The 22099-nt window shown below is 43.5% G+C and carries 19 protein-coding genes; 9 read left to right on the top strand and 10 right to left on the bottom strand.

Annotated features, from left to right (window positions below; all coding sequences use genetic code 11):
* Nucleotides 1–68: 68 nt before the first annotated feature.
* The 10 genes from QP775_RS10285 to rpmH all read right to left on the bottom strand — a co-directional run bounded on the left by QP775_RS10285 (nt 69) and on the right by rpmH (nt 10101).
* The gene (locus QP775_RS10285) at nt 69–920 is read right to left on the bottom strand and encodes a ParB/RepB/Spo0J family partition protein (protein WP_239329177.1); all 852 of its coding nucleotides are present in this window, start codon (nt 918–920) and stop codon (nt 69–71) included.
* Complete coding sequence (locus QP775_RS10280; protein WP_239329178.1) at nt 913–1674, bottom strand: ParA family protein; 762 nt, start codon at nt 1672–1674, stop codon at nt 913–915. Before QP775_RS10280 ends, QP775_RS10285 begins: the two co-directional genes overlap by 8 nt.
* Before the next feature lie 250 nt (nt 1675–1924).
* Entirely contained in the window at nt 1925–2740 is an 816-nt protein-coding gene (noc, locus tag QP775_RS10275) for a nucleoid occlusion protein (protein WP_239329179.1), read from the bottom strand.
* A gap of 774 nt (nt 2741–3514) precedes the next feature.
* Nucleotides 3515–4237, bottom strand: a complete 723-nt coding sequence (gene rsmG / locus QP775_RS10270) for a 16S rRNA (guanine(527)-N(7))-methyltransferase RsmG (RefSeq protein WP_239329180.1) — start codon at nt 4235–4237, stop codon at nt 3515–3517.
* Nucleotides 4238–4266: 29 nt separating this feature from the next.
* Nucleotides 4267–6174: a tRNA uridine-5-carboxymethylaminomethyl(34) synthesis enzyme MnmG gene (mnmG, locus tag QP775_RS10265; RefSeq protein WP_239329181.1), complete on the bottom strand. Its 1908-nt coding sequence runs from the start codon at nt 6172–6174 to the stop codon at nt 4267–4269.
* Between the two features lie 90 nt (nt 6175–6264).
* Nucleotides 6265–7641: a tRNA uridine-5-carboxymethylaminomethyl(34) synthesis GTPase MnmE gene (mnmE, locus tag QP775_RS10260; protein ID WP_239329182.1), complete on the bottom strand. Its 1377-nt coding sequence runs from the start codon at nt 7639–7641 to the stop codon at nt 6265–6267.
* A gap of 199 nt (nt 7642–7840) precedes the next feature.
* A complete protein-coding gene (gene jag, locus QP775_RS10255; protein WP_239329183.1) occupies nt 7841–8623 on the bottom strand; it encodes an RNA-binding cell elongation regulator Jag/EloR in 783 nt (260 codons plus the stop codon).
* Complete coding sequence (locus QP775_RS10250; RefSeq protein ID WP_239329185.1) at nt 8620–9387, bottom strand: YidC/Oxa1 family membrane protein insertase; 768 nt, start codon at nt 9385–9387, stop codon at nt 8620–8622. Before QP775_RS10250 ends, jag begins: the two co-directional genes overlap by 4 nt.
* 111 nt (nt 9388–9498) lie before the next feature.
* Nucleotides 9499–9837 carry a ribonuclease P protein component gene (gene rnpA, locus QP775_RS10245; protein ID WP_239329186.1) on the bottom strand — a complete coding sequence of 113 codons (339 nt, stop codon included), beginning with the start codon at nt 9835–9837 and terminating at the stop codon, nt 9499–9501.
* A 129-nt stretch (nt 9838–9966) separates the two neighbouring features.
* Entirely contained in the window at nt 9967–10101 is a 135-nt protein-coding gene (gene rpmH / locus QP775_RS10240; RefSeq protein WP_028543631.1) for a 50S ribosomal protein L34, read from the bottom strand.
* Nucleotides 10102–10900: 799 nt separating this feature from the next.
* Between rpmH and dnaA the strand changes: the two genes are divergently transcribed.
* The 9 genes from dnaA (at nt 10901) to QP775_RS10195 (ending at nt 21699) form a co-directional block, all read left to right on the top strand.
* Nucleotides 10901–12256, top strand: coding sequence for a chromosomal replication initiator protein DnaA (gene dnaA / locus QP775_RS10235; protein WP_239329187.1), 1356 nt, complete (start codon nt 10901–10903; stop codon nt 12254–12256).
* A gap of 199 nt (nt 12257–12455) precedes the next feature.
* Nucleotides 12456–13598: a DNA polymerase III subunit beta gene (dnaN, locus tag QP775_RS10230; protein ID WP_239329188.1), complete on the top strand. Its 1143-nt coding sequence runs from the start codon at nt 12456–12458 to the stop codon at nt 13596–13598.
* A gap of 46 nt (nt 13599–13644) precedes the next feature.
* Nucleotides 13645–13869, top strand: a complete 225-nt coding sequence (gene yaaA / locus QP775_RS10225) for a S4 domain-containing protein YaaA (RefSeq protein ID WP_028543628.1) — start codon at nt 13645–13647, stop codon at nt 13867–13869.
* Between the two features lie 3 nt (nt 13870–13872).
* Nucleotides 13873–14985 (top strand): DNA replication/repair protein RecF, encoded by a 1113-nt coding sequence (gene recF / locus QP775_RS10220; RefSeq protein ID WP_239329189.1) that lies wholly within the window; start codon nt 13873–13875, stop codon nt 14983–14985.
* 12 nt (nt 14986–14997) lie between these two features.
* Complete coding sequence (gene remB, locus QP775_RS10215; protein WP_239329190.1) at nt 14998–15255, top strand: extracellular matrix regulator RemB; 258 nt, start codon at nt 14998–15000, stop codon at nt 15253–15255.
* 33 nt (nt 15256–15288) lie between these two features.
* Nucleotides 15289–17205: a DNA topoisomerase (ATP-hydrolyzing) subunit B gene (gene gyrB, locus QP775_RS10210; protein WP_239329191.1), complete on the top strand. Its 1917-nt coding sequence runs from the start codon at nt 15289–15291 to the stop codon at nt 17203–17205.
* Between the two features lie 500 nt (nt 17206–17705).
* Nucleotides 17706–17906: a hypothetical protein gene (locus tag QP775_RS10205; protein ID WP_285105811.1), complete on the top strand. Its 201-nt coding sequence runs from the start codon at nt 17706–17708 to the stop codon at nt 17904–17906.
* Nucleotides 17907–17919: 13 nt separating this feature from the next.
* The gene (gyrA, locus tag QP775_RS10200) at nt 17920–20391 is read left to right on the top strand and encodes a DNA gyrase subunit A (protein ID WP_285105809.1); all 2472 of its coding nucleotides are present in this window, start codon (nt 17920–17922) and stop codon (nt 20389–20391) included.
* A gap of 183 nt (nt 20392–20574) precedes the next feature.
* A complete protein-coding gene (locus tag QP775_RS10195; RefSeq protein ID WP_285105807.1) occupies nt 20575–21699 on the top strand; it encodes an HD-GYP domain-containing protein in 1125 nt (374 codons plus the stop codon).
* The last annotated feature ends 400 nt before the right edge of the window (nt 21700–22099 follow it).

Genomic DNA, 22099 nt, shown 5'->3' with positions numbered 1-22099 from the left:
TCACAACGGATGACAACCAAGCTTGCTAATCTTTTATTAGACTTTTCTTAAACCTCTTATACAAGGGACTATTTAGCCGCCGATTGAAGCAATTCTAACAAGCGTTCCAAATCCTGCTGGCTAAAATATGAAATTTCGATTTTGCCTTTGTTTTTGCTCGATTTAATCTTAACTGTAGTACGGAATTGTTCCCGTAACGACTCTTCTAGCTGATCCAGATAAGGGTCTTTGCTGATTGATTTCTTCTTTTCTCCAGCCTTACCTTTTCGATGCATCAATTGAATCGCTTCTTCTAACTGACGAACACTCCACTCTTGATCAATGGTTGATTTTGCCAACTGCTTCACAATTACAGTATCTTTAACCCCTGCAATTGCCCTGGCATGTCCCATAGATAGTGTTCCACGTGAAACATAATCTTTTACTTCATCTGGAAGCTGCAACAATCTTAAAAAGTTAGCAATATGTGATCGTGACTTCCCTACTTTTACAGATAATTCCTCCTGTGTCATAGAGAGCTGATCCATTAAATTTTGATAAGCTTGCGCAAGCTCAATAGCATTAAGGTTTTCTCGCTGCAAATTCTCAATAAGCGCAATTTCCATTGCTTGCTCATCTGTAAAGTTACGAACAACAGCGGGGATATGCTCTAGGCCAAGCAACTGGGATGCGCGAAATCTTCGTTCACCTGCAATAATTTCATGTCCCTTTAATACACTGCGTACAATAATTGGCTGAATAACTCCATGCTGTTTAATGGATTCAGCTAATTCTTGAATAGATGTATCGTCAAAATGTTTACGCGGCTGATATGGATTAGGTCTTATTTGTTTGAGCGGAATTTCAATGACCTTATCATCATCTTGAACAGCTAACGATGGAATCAGTGCATCTAGTCCACGCCCTAAACGTTTACTCATATGAAACCACTTCCTTCGCAAGCTCCAGGTACACTTCTGCACCTTTCGATTTGGGATCGTAAGTCATAATCGATTGACCGTGCGATGGTGCTTCACTCAACCGAATATTCCGAGGAATAATGGTTTGATACACCTTTTGTTGAAAGTACTTCTTCACTTCTTCGATAACCTGTATACCCAGATTCGTACGCGCATCCAGCATCGTTAATAATACACCTTCAATTTGCAGCGCAGTATTTAGATGCTTCTGTACCAGACGAACTGTGTTTAGCAATTGGCTCAACCCTTCGAGCGCGTAATATTCACATTGAATGGGAATAATGACCGAATGAGCAGCCGTTAACGAATTAATCGTTAATATTCCTAACGATGGCGGGCAATCAATCAATATATAGTCATACTGATGCGCAACAAGCTGAAGGGACTTCTTTAACCTTACTTCACGTGATATCGTTGGTACCAACTCAATCTCAGCGCCTGCCAATTGAATGGTAGCCGGAATGATATGAAGATTTTCAATATCCGTTTTCATAATGGCTTCTTGTGGATGAATATCATTAATGATGACATCATAAATACAATTCGTCACATCAGCTTTATTTACACCAATGCCGCTTGTTGTATTTCCTTGAGGATCGATATCCACAAGCAGTACTCGTTTACCAACTAATGCTAAGCCTGCACCCAAATTGACGGTTGTTGTTGTCTTCCCCACACCGCCCTTTTGGTTGGTAATGGCAATTACTTTGGCCATTCCTATTCACCCCAATGCCCTTTCTACTTGTCCATCTAGCTGCTCTTCGCTGCTTAACCTCATAATTCTAAACACTAAAAGGATTATTTCATCCTCAAGCAACCAACTCACACTTTGTCATTATACATTTGTATCCGCATACACTCTACCTGAATCTGTTCGAAAAAAAGAGCGGCATAAGAAGCCGCTTCATTTATCGGCAAAGCGCATCTGTGAGGATAGACTTAGCTGTTTGAGCACTTTCGCCTCTTTATCGTTTCGGAATACGAATAACAATTTCGTAATGATCTTCGTGATCCCGTTCATCCGTCTTGATGGCTAATCCTGAACCGGATACCATATCTATAGATTGGCGAATCGTGTTTAATGCCAGACGAACATCCTTTGTAAAGGATACACGTTTGGATTTTTTAGATTTATTCACTTCTTTATAAAATGCAACTCTTGCTTCTGTTTGTTTTACGTTAAGCTCTTTCGAAATGATTTCTTCCAACAGCTTTAGTTGCAGCTCTTGTGAATCCAGCCCGAGTAGCGCCCTTGCGTGCCGCTCCGTCACCTTTCGTTCCATCAGCGCCTGCTTCACTTCATCAGGCAGCTGCAGCAGACGAATTTTATTTGCAATCGTCGATTGGCTCTTACCAAGACGCTGCGCTAAACTTTCCTGCGTCAGGTCATGCAAGTCAATTAGCTTTTGGTAGGCGATCGCTTCTTCAATAGACGTTAGCCCTTCACGCTGCAAATTTTCAATAAGTGCAATTGATGCGGCCTGGGAATCGTTAATTTCACGGATAATGCCAGGAATGGTATCCATACCAAGCTTCATCACCGCACGATATCGGCGTTCACCTGCAATTATTTCATATTTACCATTGCGCTGACGAACAACGATAGGTTGAATGACACCATGCGTCTTTATCGTTTGGGCTAATTCCTCAATCCGATCATCATCAAATACGGTACGTGGCTGATAGGGACTCATAACGATCTCATCAACAGGGAGCTGCTTGACCTCATCCTGCGCCGGACGATCCGCAAAACCAAATAACCGGGACAATTGTTCTTTCATCTGTGAGTCATACCACCTAACTTCATAGTAATGCCAGGCAAGTCAAATGAGTTGTCAAGGATGACCTTTCACTCTAAATGAACATAGAGACGTTGACAGCTTTCTTCGGAAAGCGCCCTTTACGAAGCAACGCAAGTTGCGTTGTGACAGGAAAAACTTTTATCCCATAAAAAGAGACAGCCATCTCCTCAATTAAAACAACATGCTGATTTGTTTAACGCGAAGGATGCCTCGATACATAATTATTCTCCAGTCGCTCGCCTTTTTCCTGCCTTCTGGTAACTAGCGTAATAAAAACTTATGAACATAACATCTTTAAATCCTTATCACCTTAAAAGTGGTTCCAATTTCAATTTTGTTCAAATCAAAATCGTGCCCTACCCTCTTGAGTCTATCTTTTGCTTAATTAACGATCACAAAAAACAGCCCCATACTGGTAATTATAAACAAACAAATAGTAGACTTAAGCCTGTTTCACGTGGAACAATTCACCAATTATGGTCGCTACTTATCTTCTTATCCTACCATAAATATGACGTTTAAAGATGATAAAATCCCCTTAAACTCAAAAATAAATCTCTAAAAAGATAGTTATTAGAGTATAAGACTGTACTCTTATCTTATTTTTACATTACAATTAATTCCATAAAATTGAGATAGCTATCTCCTATCCTCTTTAAAACCTATATGCAGCCATTTATACAAAAAAACTTCTGTCCTCTTTTGCATTCACAAAAAAGGACAGAAGTTCAAGCTTACAACCATGTATTACGTTTAGATAATAGGCGTCCTAATCGGAGTTCCCGGTTTTCGTGGATACGCTTTGGGAGTAAGACCTGTCTTCTCCAATACAACAATATGACGCTCAGATTGCTCAACTGGCAGCATCAATTTATGATCTCCCGCCAGCTTGGCTTGCAGCACTTGCATGCTGCGTGCAGCTTCTGCAATCTCATCTGTAGGATTGGACCCCTTCATAGCTGCAAATACTCCGCCCTTTCGTGTAAACGGCAAGCAGAACTCATTCAGTACGTTTAAGCGGGCTACTGCTCGCGCAGTAACCAGATCGTAGTTATCACGGTGCTCTGGCTTACGAGCTGCTTCTTCAGCCCGCGCATGCACACAAGTAACCCCTTCAAGTTCTAACGAACCTGCCAGGTGCTCCAAAAATTGAATCCGTTTATTTAAAGAATCAATAATCGTAAGCTGAATATGAGGAAACAGAATCTTTAGCGGAATACCAGGAAACCCCGCACCAGAACCGATATCTGCCATCTTTTGCACACTCATCATTGGTACATGAAACGAAAGTGTAATAGAATCATAAAAATGCTTCTCATACACAGCTGATCGTTCCGTAATACCTGTTAAATTCATTCTTTCATTCCAATCCGCAAGCACTTCCACGTAACGGTCCAATTGTTCAAATTGTCTCTCCGAGACGGACAAACCATACGGTTCCAGCCAGCCTGCAAATTGCTGTTGTACGTTATCCATGTATATCGTTCCCCACTATATAAGTTCCGTTAGCCTGCATCAGAGTTTGCATGCTTTTGTGCAGTAACACGGTTATAATGCTCCAGATAAACAAGCAAAATTGAGATATCTGCCGGCGTAACCCCAGAGATACGAGTTGCTTGACCAATCGAGAGTGGACGGATCTTCGCCAACTTCTGTTTGGCTTCCATAGCCAGTCCATGCACATCCTCATATTGTAAGTCATCCGGAATTCGTTTCTTCTCCATCTTTTGCAGACGTTCTACCTGAATTAACTGCTTCTCGATATAACCGGCATACTTAATCTGAATTTCCACCTGCTCCTTCATCTCTTCATCTAAAGGAAGATCGGATGGAAATAACTTTTCCACATGTGCATAACTTATTTCCGGTCGTCTGAGCAGCGTTAATGCATCGATACCATTTGTCAACGGCGCTGATCCAGCCTCAGCAAGCATCCCTTGTACGGCTTCGTCAGGACGCACTTTTGTCGCTTTTAAACGCTCCATCTCCTGACGCACAAGCTCTACTTTTTGTTCAAATGCAGCAAATCGTTCGCCCGTAATTAATCCAATGTCATACCCAATCGGTGTCAATCTCAGATCCGCATTGTCATGACGCAGCAGCAGACGATATTCGGCCCGAGAGGTCAATAGACGATAAGGTTCATTCGTCCCCTTTGTGACTAGATCATCAATAAGTACACCAATATATCCTTGTGATCGATCCAATACGACAGGCTCATTGCCTTGTACCTTGCGTGCGGCATTAATGCCAGCCATCAGGCCTTGGCCTGCTGCTTCTTCATAACCCGAAGTACCGTTGATCTGGCCAGCTGTAAATAGACCTTCCACCTTTTTAGTCTCCAAAGAAGGCCATAACTGGGTAGGAACGATCGCATCATACTCAATTGCATAACCCGTCCGCATCATTTCCACTTTTTCGAGGCCTGGGACTGACCGCAGTATACTTAACTGTACGTCCTCCGGCATACTAGTGGACAGACCTTGAACATAATATTCTTTCGTGTTCTTACCTTCTGGTTCTAGAAAAATTTGATGCTTGGACTTATCCGCAAAGCGTACAATTTTGTCTTCTATGGAAGGACAGTATCGCGGACCCGTTCCTTCAATTACACCAGAAAACATCGGTGCACGATGTAAGTTGTCATTGATAATACGATGAGTATCTTCTGATGTATAGGTTAACCAACAAGGCAGCTGCTCATTGTCGGAATGCTTTGTTTCATATGAGAAAAATTTCGGGTTGTTGTCTCCCGGCTGGATCTCTGTCTTGGTAAAATCAATTGTATCTCCATGTACACGAGGAGGTGTCCCTGTTTTAAAGCGTACAAGCTCAAAACCAAGCTGCTTCAGGCTATCCGACAACTTCAGGGATGGTTGCTGATTATTGGGTCCGCTCTCATACAGCAGCTCGCCCATAATAATTTTGCCTCGAAGATAAGTACCTGTCGTAACAACAACTGCTTTTGCACGATATTGAGCGCCACTTTTCGTTTCTACACCTACACATTTTCCTTCTTCAACAAGCAGCTCTTCAACCATTCCTTGACGTAAGGTTAAGTTAGGTGTACTTTCTATTGTTTCTTTCATTGTTTGCTGATATAGAAATTTATCCGCTTGCGCGCGAAGTGCATGAACTGCCGGGCCTTTACCGGTATTAAGCATGCGCATTTGAATAAATGTCTTGTCTATATTGCGTCCCATTTCGCCGCCCAGTGCATCAATTTCTCGTACGACGTGTCCCTTTGCCGGTCCGCCGACAGATGGATTGCAGGGCATAAATGCAACCATATCTAAATTAATCGTCAGCAACAACGTATTACTGCCCATACGTGCTGAAGCAAGTGCCGCTTCGCAGCCTGCATGCCCCGCTCCGATGACGATTACCTCATACTCACCTGCTACAAATGGCATCTAATTCCCTCCTTTGCTTTCTTCTATTCCAAAAGCATATCCCTAATCATATTACAATTTTAATTGAAAATTAAGCAATATTGCGGTGCTTTATTTACCCAGACAAAATTGCGAGAATATTTGGTCAATCAGTGACTCACCTACTGCATCACCGATAATTTCACCAAGCTGCTCCCATGCAGCACGTACATCTATCTGGATAATATCGATGGGAACGCCTTGGTGTACAGCAGCAACTGCATCTTCCAAAGATAGCCTTGTCTTGTGAAGCAAGCCAATGTGACGTACATTGCTGACATACGTTACATCCTGGGATTCAATCTTGCCAGTGAAGAACAAGTCTGATATTGCTTCCTCAAGCGCATCAATTCCCTCTTGCAGCATTGCTGACATCTGTACGACACGAACGGTACCCTTCAGCGTCTCCAGCTCCGCCATATCCAATCGATTAGATAGATCCATCTTATTTACGATTACAATCACTTGTCTGCCCTGCATTTGTGCAAGCATTGCCCGCTCATCCTCATGCAGCGGCTCATTGTTGTTCACAACGAACAAGATCAGATCAGCATCTTGCAGCGCAGTACGCGAGCGTTCCACTCCGATTCGTTCTACAACGTCTGACGTCTCACGTATACCAGCCGTGTCCAACAAACGGAGTGGAATTCCATTGATCGTAATCATCTCTTCAATGACATCGCGAGTTGTCCCAGGGATATCCGTCACAATTGCTTTGTTATCTTGTGCTAGTGCGTTCAACAATGACGATTTCCCAACATTGGGGCGTCCAACTATCGCTGTTATGATGCCCTCTCTTAATATTTTACCTTCCGAAGCCGTTTTCAGTAATTTTTCGATATCCTTCAGAACGGTTCCGCACTGTGATTGAATATAGTTACTCGTCAGCTCTTCCACATCATGTTCGGGGTAATCAATATTAACTTCTATATGGGCAAGTGTCTCTATAAGCGTTTGTCGTAAGGCTTTAATACGAGTTGATAGCTGGCCTTGGGCCTGCTTCATCGCAACATCAAACGCACGATCTGACTTGGAACGGATTAGGTCCATAACCGCCTCCGCCTGCGACAAGTCAATACGCCCGTTCAAAAATGCGCGCTTTGTGAATTCCCCTGGCTCAGCTACTCGTATATTTTGCTGCAGCAGCAGCTCCATTACCCGCTTCATGGACACAACGCCACCATGAGTGTTTATTTCCACGACATCTTCCGTTGTATAAGAACGCGGACCTTTCATCACGGATACGAGCACTTCTTCGATGTGCTCATCCGTCTTCGGATCTGCGATATAGCCATATTGAATTGTATGCGATGCCGCCTCCGTCAACCTTGTCTTGGAACGGAATATGCGCTCTACTTCCTTTAACGCATCGTCTCCACTCACCCGGATGATCGCGATCCCGCCTTCACCAAGCGGCGTCGATATTGCAGCAATCGTATCTGTTATCATCGTTCTTCCCTCCATATAAGAGCCTATAAGTCGGATTTTCATCGCTTGGATGGCGGAATCCCAGCCCATATGCCTATTCAATTGTATCAGAAAATCGGTTCTTTTTAGAAAAAAAGCAATGACTGCCTCTGAAATACAGAGACAATCATTGCGTTATACACGTCTATGTGAGCAACGTTCTATTCTACATGAACATAATTTATGATTTCAAAGTGATGACGATACGCCGATTAGGCTCTTCACCCTTGCTGTACGTCTTCACCTTTGGATGATCCTGCAGCTTCGCATGAATAATCTTGCGCTCTTGCGGGGACATCGGTTCGAGCATTAACTCCTTACGTGTGCGAATTACCTTGTTCGCCAGTCGTTCGGATAAAGATTCTAAGGTTTGTTTCCGGCGTTCACGGAATTGCTCTGCATCAAGTACAATACGCAGATGGTGATCAGAATATCGATTTGCGACCAAATTGGTCAAGTATTGCAAGGAGTCAAGCGTTTGACCGCGGCGACCGATAATGAGACCTAAATCTGAACCTGCAATATCAAACATAATGTTATCTTTGCGCTTGTCCACATGAATCTCAACTTCAAGTCCCATCGATCGAGCTACATCCAAAACGAATTGCTTCGCTTCTTCAATACCATCGATTTGAGGACTTCCTCCATTACTTGCTGCTTCTTCGTGTGCATGCTTGCCTGCCTGCTGCGGCTTATGCGCGGATACGGAGTCCGCTACAGACACGCTGGACAGATGAGCGGATGGATCTGCCTTACGAATGGCTGATTGTTCTATAGCCTTAGCCGGTGCCTCTTGAAGCGTTAGCTCCACCTTGGCAGCACGAACACCTATAAGTCCAAACAACCCCCGCGACGGCTGATCGATTACGCGGACCGTAACTTGGTCCTTCGTCGCTTCAAGCTGTGCCAATCCTTTCTGAACGGCATCTTCGATTGTCTTCCCTGATACAATCAATGTGATCATTTCGCCGGTAGTACCTCCTTATCTTTGTTTCGATAAAGGAAATAGTTCTGCACAATCGTAAAGATATTGCTGTATACCCAGTATAACGGCAGCGCTGCCGGGAAGTTGATCGACATGACGAAGATCAGAACCGGGAATACTAACAGCATAAATTGCATCGAAGAAGCCATCTGTGCAGACATCATCTTCGATTGAATAAACGTCGTCAAAGCCGCAACTACAGGCAAGACATAGTAAGGATCCGGCGTTCCGAGCTGCAGCCACAAAAATTGGTGGTCACGGACGGCGGAATTCATATAGATGGCGTTATACAACGCAATAAACACTGGCATCTGGATTAACATCGGCAAGCAGCCTGCTAGTGGATTGACGTTGTGCTGTTGGAACAGTTTCATCGTCTCCTCTTGCTGCTTTTGCGGATTGTCTTTATGCTTTTTCTTCAGCTCAGCCAACTGCGGCTGCAGCTTTTGCATAGCCTTTGAACTCTTCATCTGCTTTATCGTAAGCGGCAGGATAGCCGAACGTACAATAATGGTGATCATGAGGATCGCAATTCCGTACGCTCCATTAAACCACCCTGCAAACGTATCCAACGTTAATGAAAAATAATAAACAACATTCTTCTCCCAGAAGTTTCCCTGCAGCAGGTCTTCGGTCTTCATCGTTCCATGGTTAGTGGTACATCCGGAAAGCACCATAATCAGCACTAGGGATAACGCCACCAAGAGCCATTTACGGTTAGTAAGCAACTTCTTAAGCGACAATAGCAAAACTCCTCTCTAAAACCATCCGATTCCAAAGTAAATATATCACATTTCAGGTTTCAAAGGAAACGGTCCAAGCCCTATGACCATTACGTATTTCACAAGTTTAACTTATTTTAATACGGAGGCCTTTCGGCAAACATGAAGCACACTCTTGCGGAGCTGCTCATAATCCATATCAACTGCGCCTTTACGCACGATAAATACAAGATCAACATGGCTAATTACACGATCAGAATTAAGACGGACTACTTCTTTAATGACACGTCTCATCCTATTGCGGACAACCGCATTTCCTATTTTCTTGCTGGTGGAGACCCCAACACGGAATCTTTCTACAGCTGGACGAGGAAACACATACAGCACAAGCTGATGGTTCGCCCATGATCGTCCATATCGATAGACTCGGCTGAAATCCGCACGATCCTTTAGACGGTATTGTTTTTGCACGATTGTACTCCTGCCTAATCCCGACTCTTGTATATGTCCCAAGTATGTACGTGAGCCGGAGAGAATAAACGTCTAGCCTGTATACAAAAAGAAAAAAAGACCACCGCGGGTGGTCTTGCATTCACGCTCTTATGCGCTCAATACTTTACGGCCTTTAAGACGACGAGCAGCCAATACCTTGCGGCCATTTTTAGTGCTCATACGTGTACGGAAACCGTGAACCTTTTTACGTTTGCTTACATTTGGTTTAAATGTAGGTCTCATTTCAGCTTGCACCTCCTTAAAACACAATTATTCATGTAGAACCAGTCCATTGCACTGTTTATATGTTCGCGCAAAACGCCTTTATACATTTAATCAAAAACGTCATAAAAAGTCAATGGCGCGAGTCCCTCTTCTCTCTTCCTCTTTTTGTGATCTCACTATTTGTTCACATGTATAGACCCTCTTTTTGTTTGCCAAACTATCCACAACCCCATTGAGTTCACATTGCTTATTATTTTAAATAAGAAGTTATTCACATGTGCAAAAGTTTTAGAGATAAGAACATCTTTAATTCGATCTCTGTGTATAACGTTCGACACCATAATTCCCCTTTTTGTCGAATTGACACAAGTTATAAACAATATCTTGTGGTGTATATAATTTTTGTACACAAGTTATTGAATTTGTGGATAAAATACCTGCTATCGTTGAAATATAAGGGCTCATCTGCTATGATTATATTGTTTTTCGGTTGTGCATAGTTATTAACAATCCTATTTTATACACAGGCTGTGGATAAAGTTGTGAACAACTTATTTTATACTGTGCCTAACCTACATTGTTCGTTGTTGTTAGTGTGGATAATTAATGTCAGAATGTACGGTATATTTCGACATGTACGTTTCATGTCACAACATAGACCCCGACAAAGCGCCCTACTAAGCAGAGGGCTTTCTGTGCCTTTGGAGAGCCTCTTCTTAAATAAAGCGCGTTGTCGGGGAACTTGTCCTTTTAGGCGACTTTGCCGGAAAGCGCGTTCTAATGACGACGCAACAGGTTTGAAGGAGTGAAACCATCTGTGGATCGCCAAGTAAATGAACATTGGCAGGAAGTACTTACCGTTATCCAGACGAAGCTGAGCAAACCAAGCTTTGATACCTGGTTTAAAGCTACAAAGGCGGTTAAGTATACCGACACCCAACTTATAATTACAGCACCGACCACATTTGCTGTCGAATGGCTGGAGAGTCGCTACACGAAGCTCGTTAGTTCCACAATATTCGAAATGGCCGGCAAGCAAGTGGACGTTAAATTCATCATTGAGGAAGCAGCTCAAGCTGAACCGGAGTTAATGCAGCCGCCGACAACTATTCCTCGTGCAGTGTCACAAGAGGAACCCGTATCGAACATTTTGAATCCGAAGTACACGTTTGATACGTTTGTTATCGGTTCTAACAACCGATTTGCGCATGCGGCATCGTTGGCTGTTGCTGAAGCACCAGCCAAAGCGTATAATCCACTGTTCTTGTACGGAGGAGTCGGACTTGGTAAGACACACTTAATGCACGCGATTGGGCATTATATATTGGAGCACAATCCGAATAGTCGAGTTGTCTATACGACGTCTGAGAAGTTTATGAATGAGTTTATTAATGCTATTCGTGACAATCGCGGCGAAAGCTTCCGCAATAAGTATCGAACCATTGATATTCTGCTCATTGACGACATTCAGTTTCTGGCAGGCAAAGAGTCAACACAGGAAGAGTTCTTCCATACGTTTAATGCGCTGCATACCGAGAATAAGCAGATTGTCATCTCAAGTGATCGTCCACCGAAGGAAATTGAAACATTGGAAGAGCGACTTCGCTCCCGCTTTGAATGGGGACTAATTACAGACATTCAACCGCCTGATCTGGAGACACGTATCGCAATTTTGCGCAAAAAAGCGAAGGCTGACAATTTGGATATCCCGAATGAAGCTATGGTCTACATCGCGAATCAGATCAACACAAACATTCGTGAGCTTGAAGGCGCCCTAACCCGCGTAGTTGCGTACTCTACGATGACCAATCAGGATATTACAACACATTTGACTGCCGAAGCACTAAAAGATATCATTCCGACAAGTCGTCCCAAGATCATTACGATTCAAGACATCCAGCATCGAGTCGGTGAATTTTATGGCTTGCGCCTAGAGGATTTTAAAGCACGGAAGCGTACGAAAGCAGTCGCTTTTCCGCGCCAGATTGCGATGTATTTGTCGCGTGAATTAACCGACTACTCCTTGCCTAAGATTGGCGAAGCCTTCGGAGGGCGTGACCATACAACTGTCATTCACGCACACGAAAAGATCACGAATAATATCGAACAGGATCAAGAATTATACAAAGTCATTCAAAGTTTAATCGATAAAATTAAAAATCCGACCCTGTGAACAAAATGATAAGCCTATACACAAACTATACACATGTGGATAGGCTTTATCTTATGCTGTTATAATAGGGTTATCCACATATTCAGGGCCCCTACTATTACTACTATCTTTTTAAATAAAGATCATCTTATAAAATATAAGAAAAACTTATAATCGACATCATCAGATACAACGCAAATTTGCGTTAAGGAGTGAAAGCATGAAGTTAACTATTCTCAAAAATGAACTGAACGAAGCGATACAAAATGTGTCTAAAGCTATTTCAAGCCGAACCACAATACCTATTTTGACAGGCATTAAGATGGACGTTACCTTTCAAGGCGTCACACTTACAGCAAGCGACACGGATATTTCCATTCAAAGCTTTATCCCTGTTGAAGATGATCGACAAACAATTGCTCAAGTAGAACGCCCAGGAAGTGTAGTATTGCCTGCTAAGTTTTTTGTCGAGATCATTAAGAAGCTGCCATCGCAGAACATCGAGATCGAAGTGAAGGAACAGTTTCAGACCTTTTTGCGAGCTGGAGCAACAGATATCCAAATGGTCGGACTTGATCCTGAGGAATATCCAGTGCTGCCAAACATCGAAGAAAATCAAGTGGTTACAGTGAATGGTGATTTGCTGAAGACGATGATTAAACAGACGGCATTTGCCATTTCCTCCAATGAGACGACTCCTATTTTGACAGGTGTATTGTGGAATTTGCAGGACAGTGAGCTTAAGTTTGTAGCTACTGATCGTCATCGCTTGGCAAGCCGCCTTGCGGATATACAGGTAGATTCTTCTTTGCGTTTTCAAAATATCGTGATTTCTGGAAAAACGTTAAATGAATTGAGTAAAATTATTCCAGATCAAAACACAATGGTTGATATTGTCGTTGCGGAAAATCAAGTGTTATTCAAAATTGATCGTGTTTTGTTCTATTCCCGTATATTGGACGGAACTTATCCTGACACTTCTAAGATTATTCCGACTAACTACAAAACAGAACTCGTACTCGATACAAAAAAATTAACGGAAGCAATTGATCGTGCCTATTTGTTGTCTCGTGAAGAGAAAACCAACATTGTGCGCTTGCAAACGAAAGAGGATGGGACCATTGAAATATCATCCAGTTCTTCTGAGCTCGGACGCGTACAAGAACAACTTGAAGTCAAACAATTTAATGGCGAGCCTTTACGAATTGCTTTTAACTCGAAATATATGCTTGATGTACTTAAGGTCGTGGAATGTGAGCATATTTTCATTGGGTTTACCGGAGCGATGAGTCCAATTATTATAAAGCCTACTGAACGTGTAAACAGTTTGCATTTGATTCTTCCATACCGGACAACCAACTAATTTGCACTTTTAAAGCAGCTCGTGAATGAAGCCAGGAGGAATAACGATGAAAGAAGTGTCCATTCGGACGGATTACATTACATTAGGGCAGGCACTGAAGCTTGCTGATATTGCTTCGACAGGTGGACATGCCAAAGTACTGCTTCAAGAGCAGGCAGTACTCGTTAACGGTGAAATAGATGAGCGCAGAGGCCGCAAGTTGTATGATGGCGACAAGGTTGAAGTGAAGAGTGAAGGTTCCTTCCGCATTGTCAAGTCACAGGAGGCTTAGCGGGTGCTTGTCCGATCATTAGCCCTTGGAAACTATCGCAATTATGAATCATTGGAGCTTGATACGAACCATAAGGTTAATATATTTGTAGGCCGCAATGCGCAAGGGAAGACGAATCTCTTAGAAGCTATATTTGTACTTGCTCTGACGAAATCGCACCGGACCTCCAAAGATAAAGAGCTTATCGGATGGGAAGACAACACCGCTCAGCTTAAAGCTGTCGTGGAGCGCAAGTATGGACCCTGCACGTTGGATCTGTCCATATCTCGACAAGGGAAGAAAGCTAAGCTTAATGGACTAGAACAGCGTAAGCTAAGTGGCTTTATCGGTTCGCTGAACGTGGTGATGTTTGCGCCAGAAGACCTGGAGATTGTCAAAGGCGGACCAAGTGTGCGTCGTCGTTTTCTTGATATGGAGATCGGGCAGGTGCAGCCTAGCTATTTATACCACCTGCAGCAGTATCAGAAGGTGCTTGTGCAGCGTAATAATTTGTTGAAGCAGATGTGGAATGAGAAAGGCAAACAATCTCATGCCATGTTGGAAATATGGAACGAGCAATTGGCTGATAATGGTGTTAAAATTGTAAAGAAACGGAAACAATATTTAAAGAAGCTGCAGATTTGGGCGGAACATATTCATGCCGGCATTACGAATGGTCAGGAGCAGCTTAGCATAGAGTATGTACCTTCCTTCACGGCGCCGGTCGATGACGATGCTGTCTTATTTGAGCAATTTATGTTAAAGTTAACACAAATGAATGATCAGGAAGTGCGGCGTGGTATGACGCTAGTCGGCCCGCACAGGGATGATTTGACCTTTTTTATTAACGGTAAAGAAGTGCAAACATATGGCTCCCAGGGGCAGCAGCGCACAACAGCATTATCGCTCAAGCTTGCTGAAATCGAATTGATGCATGAAGAAATCGGCGAATATCCTGTGTTGTTACTTGATGACGTCTTATCAGAGCTGGATGCGTATCGGCAGACTCAGCTTATTGAGACGTTTCAGGATAAGGTGCAGACCTTTATCACAACAACCGGCATAGAAGGAATTCATACGAATAAACTGCAAGATGCTAATGTATTTCATGTTGAGAGCGGGCAAGTGAAGCGCTAAGGGGTGATTGTGTTGTATATTCACTTAGGTGGCGAAAAGGTTATCCGCTCTTCGGAGCTGGTTGCTATTTTCGATATTTCAATCGAGAAATCATCCAAGCTGTCCAAACAGTTTGTGGCTCATTCACATAAACGGAAAAATGTGGAGTCGATCGGCGAGGAAGAAGCCAAATCTATTGTCGTGACAAAAGGGAAAGTGTATTATTCTCCGATCTCATCGACAACGTTGAAGAAGCGTTCGCATCTTTTGCCGCGGATGGATGAAGCTTAGACGGAACTGAAATTTGAGAAGTGGGTGAAGGGCATGTCTTTGAATCAGCATACTTATGATGAGAACCAGATCCAGGTGTTGGAAGGCCTTGAAGCCGTTCGGAAACGGCCAGGTATGTATATCGGCTCTACCAGCGCTAAGGGGCTTCATCATCTGGTGTGGGAAGTTGTCGACAACAGTATAGACGAAGCACTGGCAGGCTTCTGTACACGTATTGAAGTAATTGTACATGAAGACAACAGCGTTTCTGTCATTGATAACGGTCGCGGAATTCCTGTCGGAGAACATGCAAAGATGAAACGCTCGACGGTGGAAGTTGTCATGACGGTACTTCATGCTGGCGGTAAATTTGGCGGCGATGGTTATAAAGTATCTGGCGGCTTGCACGGTGTTGGTGTATCGGTAGTAAACGCATTGTCTGAGTTGCTTATCGTAACGGTCAAACGGGACGGACATATCCACCAACAAGAATATCGTCGTGGCGCTCCGCAATACGATCTAAAAGTGGTCGGTGATACGGATGAGACAGGAACGACGGTTACATTTAAGCCGGATCATGAAGTGTTTACGGAAACGGTAATCTTTGAATACGATATTTTGACCTCTCGTATACGCGAGTTGGCATTTTTGAATAAAGGCATCGAACTTGTATTGACGGATGAACGTCCTGGTCAGGAACAGTCGCAAACGTTTAAGTACGATGGGGGCATTATTGAGTTCGTCGAATATTTGAACCGCAATCGTGAGAAGGTTCATGAGCCACCTATTTATGTGGAGGGCTTAAAAGATAACATTTCGTGTGAAGTAGCACTACAGTATAATGACAGTTACTCAGAGCATATCTACTCATTTGCGAACAATATTCATACGCATGAGGGCGGAACGCATGAATCCGGCTTTAAGAGTGCCTTGACACGGATCATTAACGACTATGCGCGCAAGATGAACTTGATGAAGGATAACGATTCGAACCTAAGTGGGGACGACGTGCGTGAGGGCTTAACGACTATTATTTCAGTTAAGATTCCAGATCCACAGTTCGAAGGACAGACGAAGACGAAGCTTGGCAACAGCGAGGTTCGCGGAATTGTTGAGTCTATGTTCGCCGAGAAGTTTTTGCAATTTTTAAATGAAAACCCTGCAATATCCCGAAAAATTGTAGAAAAAGGTACGCAGGCTGCACGCGCTCGCGAAGCCGCTCGTCGTGCGCGTGAATTGACACGCCGCAAGAGTGCGCTAGAAGTAAGCTCGCTGCCCGGCAAATTAGCTGACTGCTCGTCCAAAGATCCATCCATTAGCGAATTGTATATCGTTGAGGGTGACTCTGCAGGCGGTTCCGCAAAGCAAGGACGCGATCGCCATTTTCAAGCCATTCTGCCGCTGCGCGGTAAGATTCTGAACGTAGAAAAGTCTCGTTTGGATAAGATCCTGTCTAATGCAGAGATTCGTGCAATCATAACGGCACTTGGAACGGGTATCGGTGAAGATTTTGACCTAGCCAAAGCTCGCTACCACAAGATCGTGATCATGACTGATGCCGACGTTGACGGTGCGCATATTCGAACGCTGTTGCTTACGTTCTTCTATCGTTACATGAGACAATTGGTGGAGGCTGGATACGTGTATATTGCCCAACCACCGCTCTTCAAAGTCGAAAGAAACAAAGTGGTTCGTTATGCAGATAGTGAGAAAATGCGTGACGAGATTATTGCTGAGTTTGGTGAAGGCATGAAGATCAACGTTCAGCGCTATAAAGGTCTCGGCGAGATGAATGCTATTCAGCTTTGGGAAACGACTATGGACCCTGAAAGTCGTACGATGCTTCAAGTGTCGGTAGATGATGCTAAGCTGGCTGATGAGATATTTGATACCCTTATGGGGGATCAAGTTGAACCTCGTCGCGATTACATTATCAAACACGCCAAGTTCGTTAAGAATTTGGATATTTAATACATCCAATCTTTGGTCCCCTGTCTAGCCAGATGGGGGACTTTTAATAATATTAAAGAGACTGTTTGCGTATTTCTTCTTACGTCATCTTTTCCGTGGCACAAGCAGTAACGTTTAAAAACATTCTAATTGTTTCACATGAAACAATAGGGACAGTAAGACTATTATTATTTTTGTTTTGTTGTAATTAAGCCTGACAAGTTTGACGCTCGTCTAACAATTGATGTCTGGCCACATACTTGTTTGGTTTAAGCACCTAGAAGTATAGAATGACGGTCTATTTCAACGTTTATCCTTTGGGAATACGGATATATAACATGTTTTTAGTACAGTATAGGGCCGCATTCATGGTATAATAGAGAATAGTATGAATACCCATCCGCGTGGGAAAGGAACAAACACCTAATTGCGTTAGCCTAATGTTCGGAACTAGCCGCTGTTGATGAGAACGTTTAATTGTTTCTCATTTGTGAAAGTAATATAATATAAATAGCGTATTAATGGGCAAGACGACAGATGATCAAGAGGAAGACGGTGCTGTTTCCTATGAGGGAATCATGCCGTTTTTTCGTGTGATGACATACGTTCGTCTTGTAGAGACATATGTCCTAAGAGAGTCCAAATGGATAATATCCTCCCATTTGCTGAGCAATTATAGGGCTATCACCACACCAATGCGGACGCTGTTAATGAAATATTAGAAGGAGGTCCAGCATGGCGGAAGAAAAACACTCGCAAGTCAAGGACCGCGACATTGGAACGGAGATGCGGGAATCCTTTCTTGACTATGCGATGAGCATCATCGTTAGTCGTGCGCTGCCAGATGTGCGCGATGGTTTGAAGCCGGTTCATCGCCGTATCTTGTATGCGATGTCGGAACTCGGAATGGCGCCAGACAAGCCACATAAAAAATCGGCGAGAATCGTCGGTGAAGTAATCGGTAAGTATCATCCTCACGGGGATTCTGCCGTATATGAGACGATGGTCCGTATGGCGCAGGACTTTTCACTGCGGTATATGTTGATCGATGGACATGGCAACTTTGGTTCAATCGATGGTGACATGGCGGCAGCTATGCGTTATACAGAAGCACGTCTATCCAAGATTGCAACAGAGATGCTGCGTGATCTGAACAAAGAAACGGTCGACTTTGCACCTAACTATGATGGTGAAGAGAAGGAACCGGTCGTGCTGCCAGCACGTTTCCCGAACTTACTCGTTAATGGTTTGTCAGGTATTGCCGTAGGTATGGCGACCAATATACCACCACATAATTTGACTGAGGTCATTAACGGGGTTCAAGCGTTGATCCACAACCCGGATCTAACGCCGCTTGATCTCATGGAATATATTAAAGGACCAGACTTCCCGACATCCGGTCTTATTTTAGGCCGTGAGGGGATCCGTCAGGCTTATATGACGGGGCGAGGTTCAGTAATGATGCGCGCAAGAGCCGAGATTGAGGAGAATGGCGGCAAGGCACGTATCGTCGTACAGGAACTTCCTTATCAGGTAAACAAAGCACGTCTCGTTGAGAAGATTGCCGAGCTTGTTCGTGAGAAGAAGATTGACGGTATTACTGATCTTCGTGATGAGTCGGACCGCAACGGAATGCGAATCGTAATTGAGCTGCGTCGTGACGTTACACCAAGTGTTGTATTAAATAACCTGTATCGTCATACACAGATGCAATCCAACTTTGGTGTGAACATGCTGGCGCTTGTAAATCAAGAGCCGCGTGTGTTGAACTTGCGCGAAGTGCTGCATTATTATATTCAGCACCAAATAGAGGTTATTCGTCGTCGTACAGAGTATGACTTGAAGAAGGCGGAAGCACGCGCTCACATTCTGGAAGGCTTGCGCATTGCGCTTGATCATCTGGATGAGATCATTGCACTTATCCGTGCTTCGCGTAATGACGAAGAAGCACGGAATGGCTTGATTGAACGCTTTAGCTTATCTTATGAGCAAGCACAAGCAATCCTTGATATGCGTTTGCGTCGTCTCACAGGTCTGGAACGTGAGAAGATCGAAGAAGAGTACAACGAAATCATGAAGAAGATTGCAGAGTACCGCGAAATTTTAGCTAGCGAGCAGCTTGTTCTTAATATCATTCACGATGAGCTTGAAGAAGTGAAGGAGAAATACGGGGACGAGCGTCGTACTGAAATTACGTTTGGTGATGATATCTTAGACGAGGATCTAATTCCACGTGAAGATGTTATTATTACCATTACGCATAGCGGATACATTAAGCGATTGCCTGCTACCACTTACCGCAGCCAGAAGCGTGGTGGTCGTGGCGTAGTCGGCATGGGGACAAAGGATGATGACTTTGTTGAACATTTATTTGTCACAAACTCACATCACTATCTCATGTTCTTCACCGATAAGGGTAAAGTGTACCGTATCAAAGCTTATGAGATTCCGGACTTGAGCCGCACAGCAAGAGGAACGCCAATTATCAATCTAATTCAGATTGAACAAGGTGAGACCATTAATGCGGTTATTCCAGTGGAAGAATTCGATGCAGACACGTATCTGTTCTTTGCTACCCGTCAAGGAATCGTGAAGAAGACGCCGCTCGATGATTATGTCAACATTCGTAAGGGCGGTTTGATTGCGATTAACCTGCGTGACGATGATGACTTGATTGGCGTTCGCTTAACCGATGGTAACCAACAGATCATAATGGGTACGAGCACAGGTATGTCGATTCGATTTAATGAGCAGGACGTAAGGTCAATGGGACGTTCGGCTACTGGAGTTAAGGGGATTTCCTTGGACAATAACGATAAGGTTATTGATATGGATGTTATTGATCCAGCCAATGATGTTCTCATTGTCACGGCTAAAGGCTACGGCAAGCGTACTCCGACTACAGAATATCGTTCGCAGACACGTGGTGGTAAAGGAATCAAGACCATTAACGTTACCGACAAAAACGGTGCGGTTGTTGGCCTGAAGGTAGTCAGTGATGATGATGATCTCATGGTAATTACCGAATCGGGTACGATTATCCGTACGAGCATTGCCGGCATCTCGCAAATGGGCCGTTACGCACAAGGTGTGAAGATTATTAATATTCGCGACGAGGATGCTGTATCCACAGTAACCCGTTGCAGCAAAAACGAAGAAGATGACGCTGAAGAGGTATTGGAAGAGTCACCCTCAGACAACGAATAAAATGATAAATGTGTGTATGCCTAGTCATTCGACGGAGATTATACAACACCATCAAGAATAGATATAAGGGCGCACAGTTAAAGTTGCGCCCTTATTTTTAACTTCATACGAGTATAAGACGACTGAGAGAATGATACTTACACCTGCACTAGATACTAATTGGGGTAGGAGCGTGTAATTTTCATGGTTATGATTCCTCTTGCGCAAACGAAACCTGGAGATCGTCTCAACCAGGATATCCATACTTCGTTAGGGGGGCTGCTGATGCTTAAGGGCAGACAGTTGTCTCCACGTGATCTGAATGTGCTTCAAGCCTTTATGGTTAAGCATATCGATATAGATCGTTCATCTGGCGGGGGGAGTCACATTGAAATGGCGTCAATAGCAGCCGCTGTGGAGCAAACTTCAAATTCTACAGAAACTGCAGTATTGGACCAAGAAAATGCAAAAGATGAGGAACAGTTTATCCAGGCGTGGCTGTCGCTTGCTAAATATATGTCAAAAATGCTAGCTACAGCAGCTCTCAACCGGCTTCCTATTCTGGAACTGCGTCAAGTCTTGGAGCAACTTCTTGCTAACATATCCAGTTATCGGCCAATGTCTGTCAAATCACAAATAGTAGAGCTCCTAAAAGAAGATGCATCCGACTATTTAATTAATAAATCAATAGCAGTATGTCTAACTTCTTATCTTATTGGCCAGTGGTGTGATTATCCTTCCAAGGAAGGAATGCAGATTGCAATGGCAGGCCTGCTTCACGATATCGGCATGATTAAAATAGATGAAGATATATTGTATAAGAAAACATATCTTAGCGAGTCCGAGAAAGCAGAAATGAAGCGTCATCCTCAGTATGGATATGAAATTCTGCGCAATGTGCCGGCAATTAATGATGGAGTTAAACTTGCAGCACTGCAACATCATGAACGATTAGATGGAAGTGGTTATCCATTACGCGTGAAAGCTGACAAAATTCACTCGTATGCTAAGATTGTTGCGATAGCAGATATGTTCCATGCTATGACACAAGACCGTGTTTATAAACGAGCAGAGTCACCTTATGTTGCACTGGAGCATTTACATGAGGCTTCATTTGGCAAGCTGGAGCCGCTTATGGTTCAAACCTTCATTCAGAAAATGACACAACTTGCTCAGGGAACTGTCGTTAAGCTTAATGATGGTCGAATTGGTCGTATTGTAGTTATAGACGCCAATAATCCAACAAGACCTATAGTGTCTATTAATGGTGAGATGGTACATCTAGATCAGGATAAGAAGTTATGGATAGTCTCGGTCGTTCAGGCTTAGAAAAATAGAGCATATACATTATATTTTTAAAATAAGTACCGAGGTAATATGCAATGATAAAGGCCAGAATCACCTTTATCATTGCATGATTATGATGGATAACGATAAAGTTTTAGCATTTTTTAAATTAGGGGTTGCGTTTGTATAGGCGTTATGATATATTAATTAGGTCGCCGCTGAGCGACACGGTGAAACGAAGCGAAACGGTGCTTCAGTAATCACACATTGTTCCTTGAAAACTGAACAACGAGCAACGTTGAATGAAGGACATGATCTTGATCATGAAGCGCATTGAACGGGAATGTTAAGAATCACGAGATTTATCTCGTCAGCAATACAATGAGCAAGTCAAACACTTTAATGGAGAGTTTGATCCTGGCTCAGGACGAACGCTGGCGGC

The organism is Paenibacillus sp. UMB4589-SE434 (genome assembly GCF_030226685.1).
Taxonomy (GTDB): Bacteria; Bacillota; Bacilli; order Paenibacillales; family Paenibacillaceae; genus Paenibacillus_B.
Note: the sequence above shows the minus strand (reverse complement) of the source record. Positions and strands in the feature narration are given on the sequence as shown.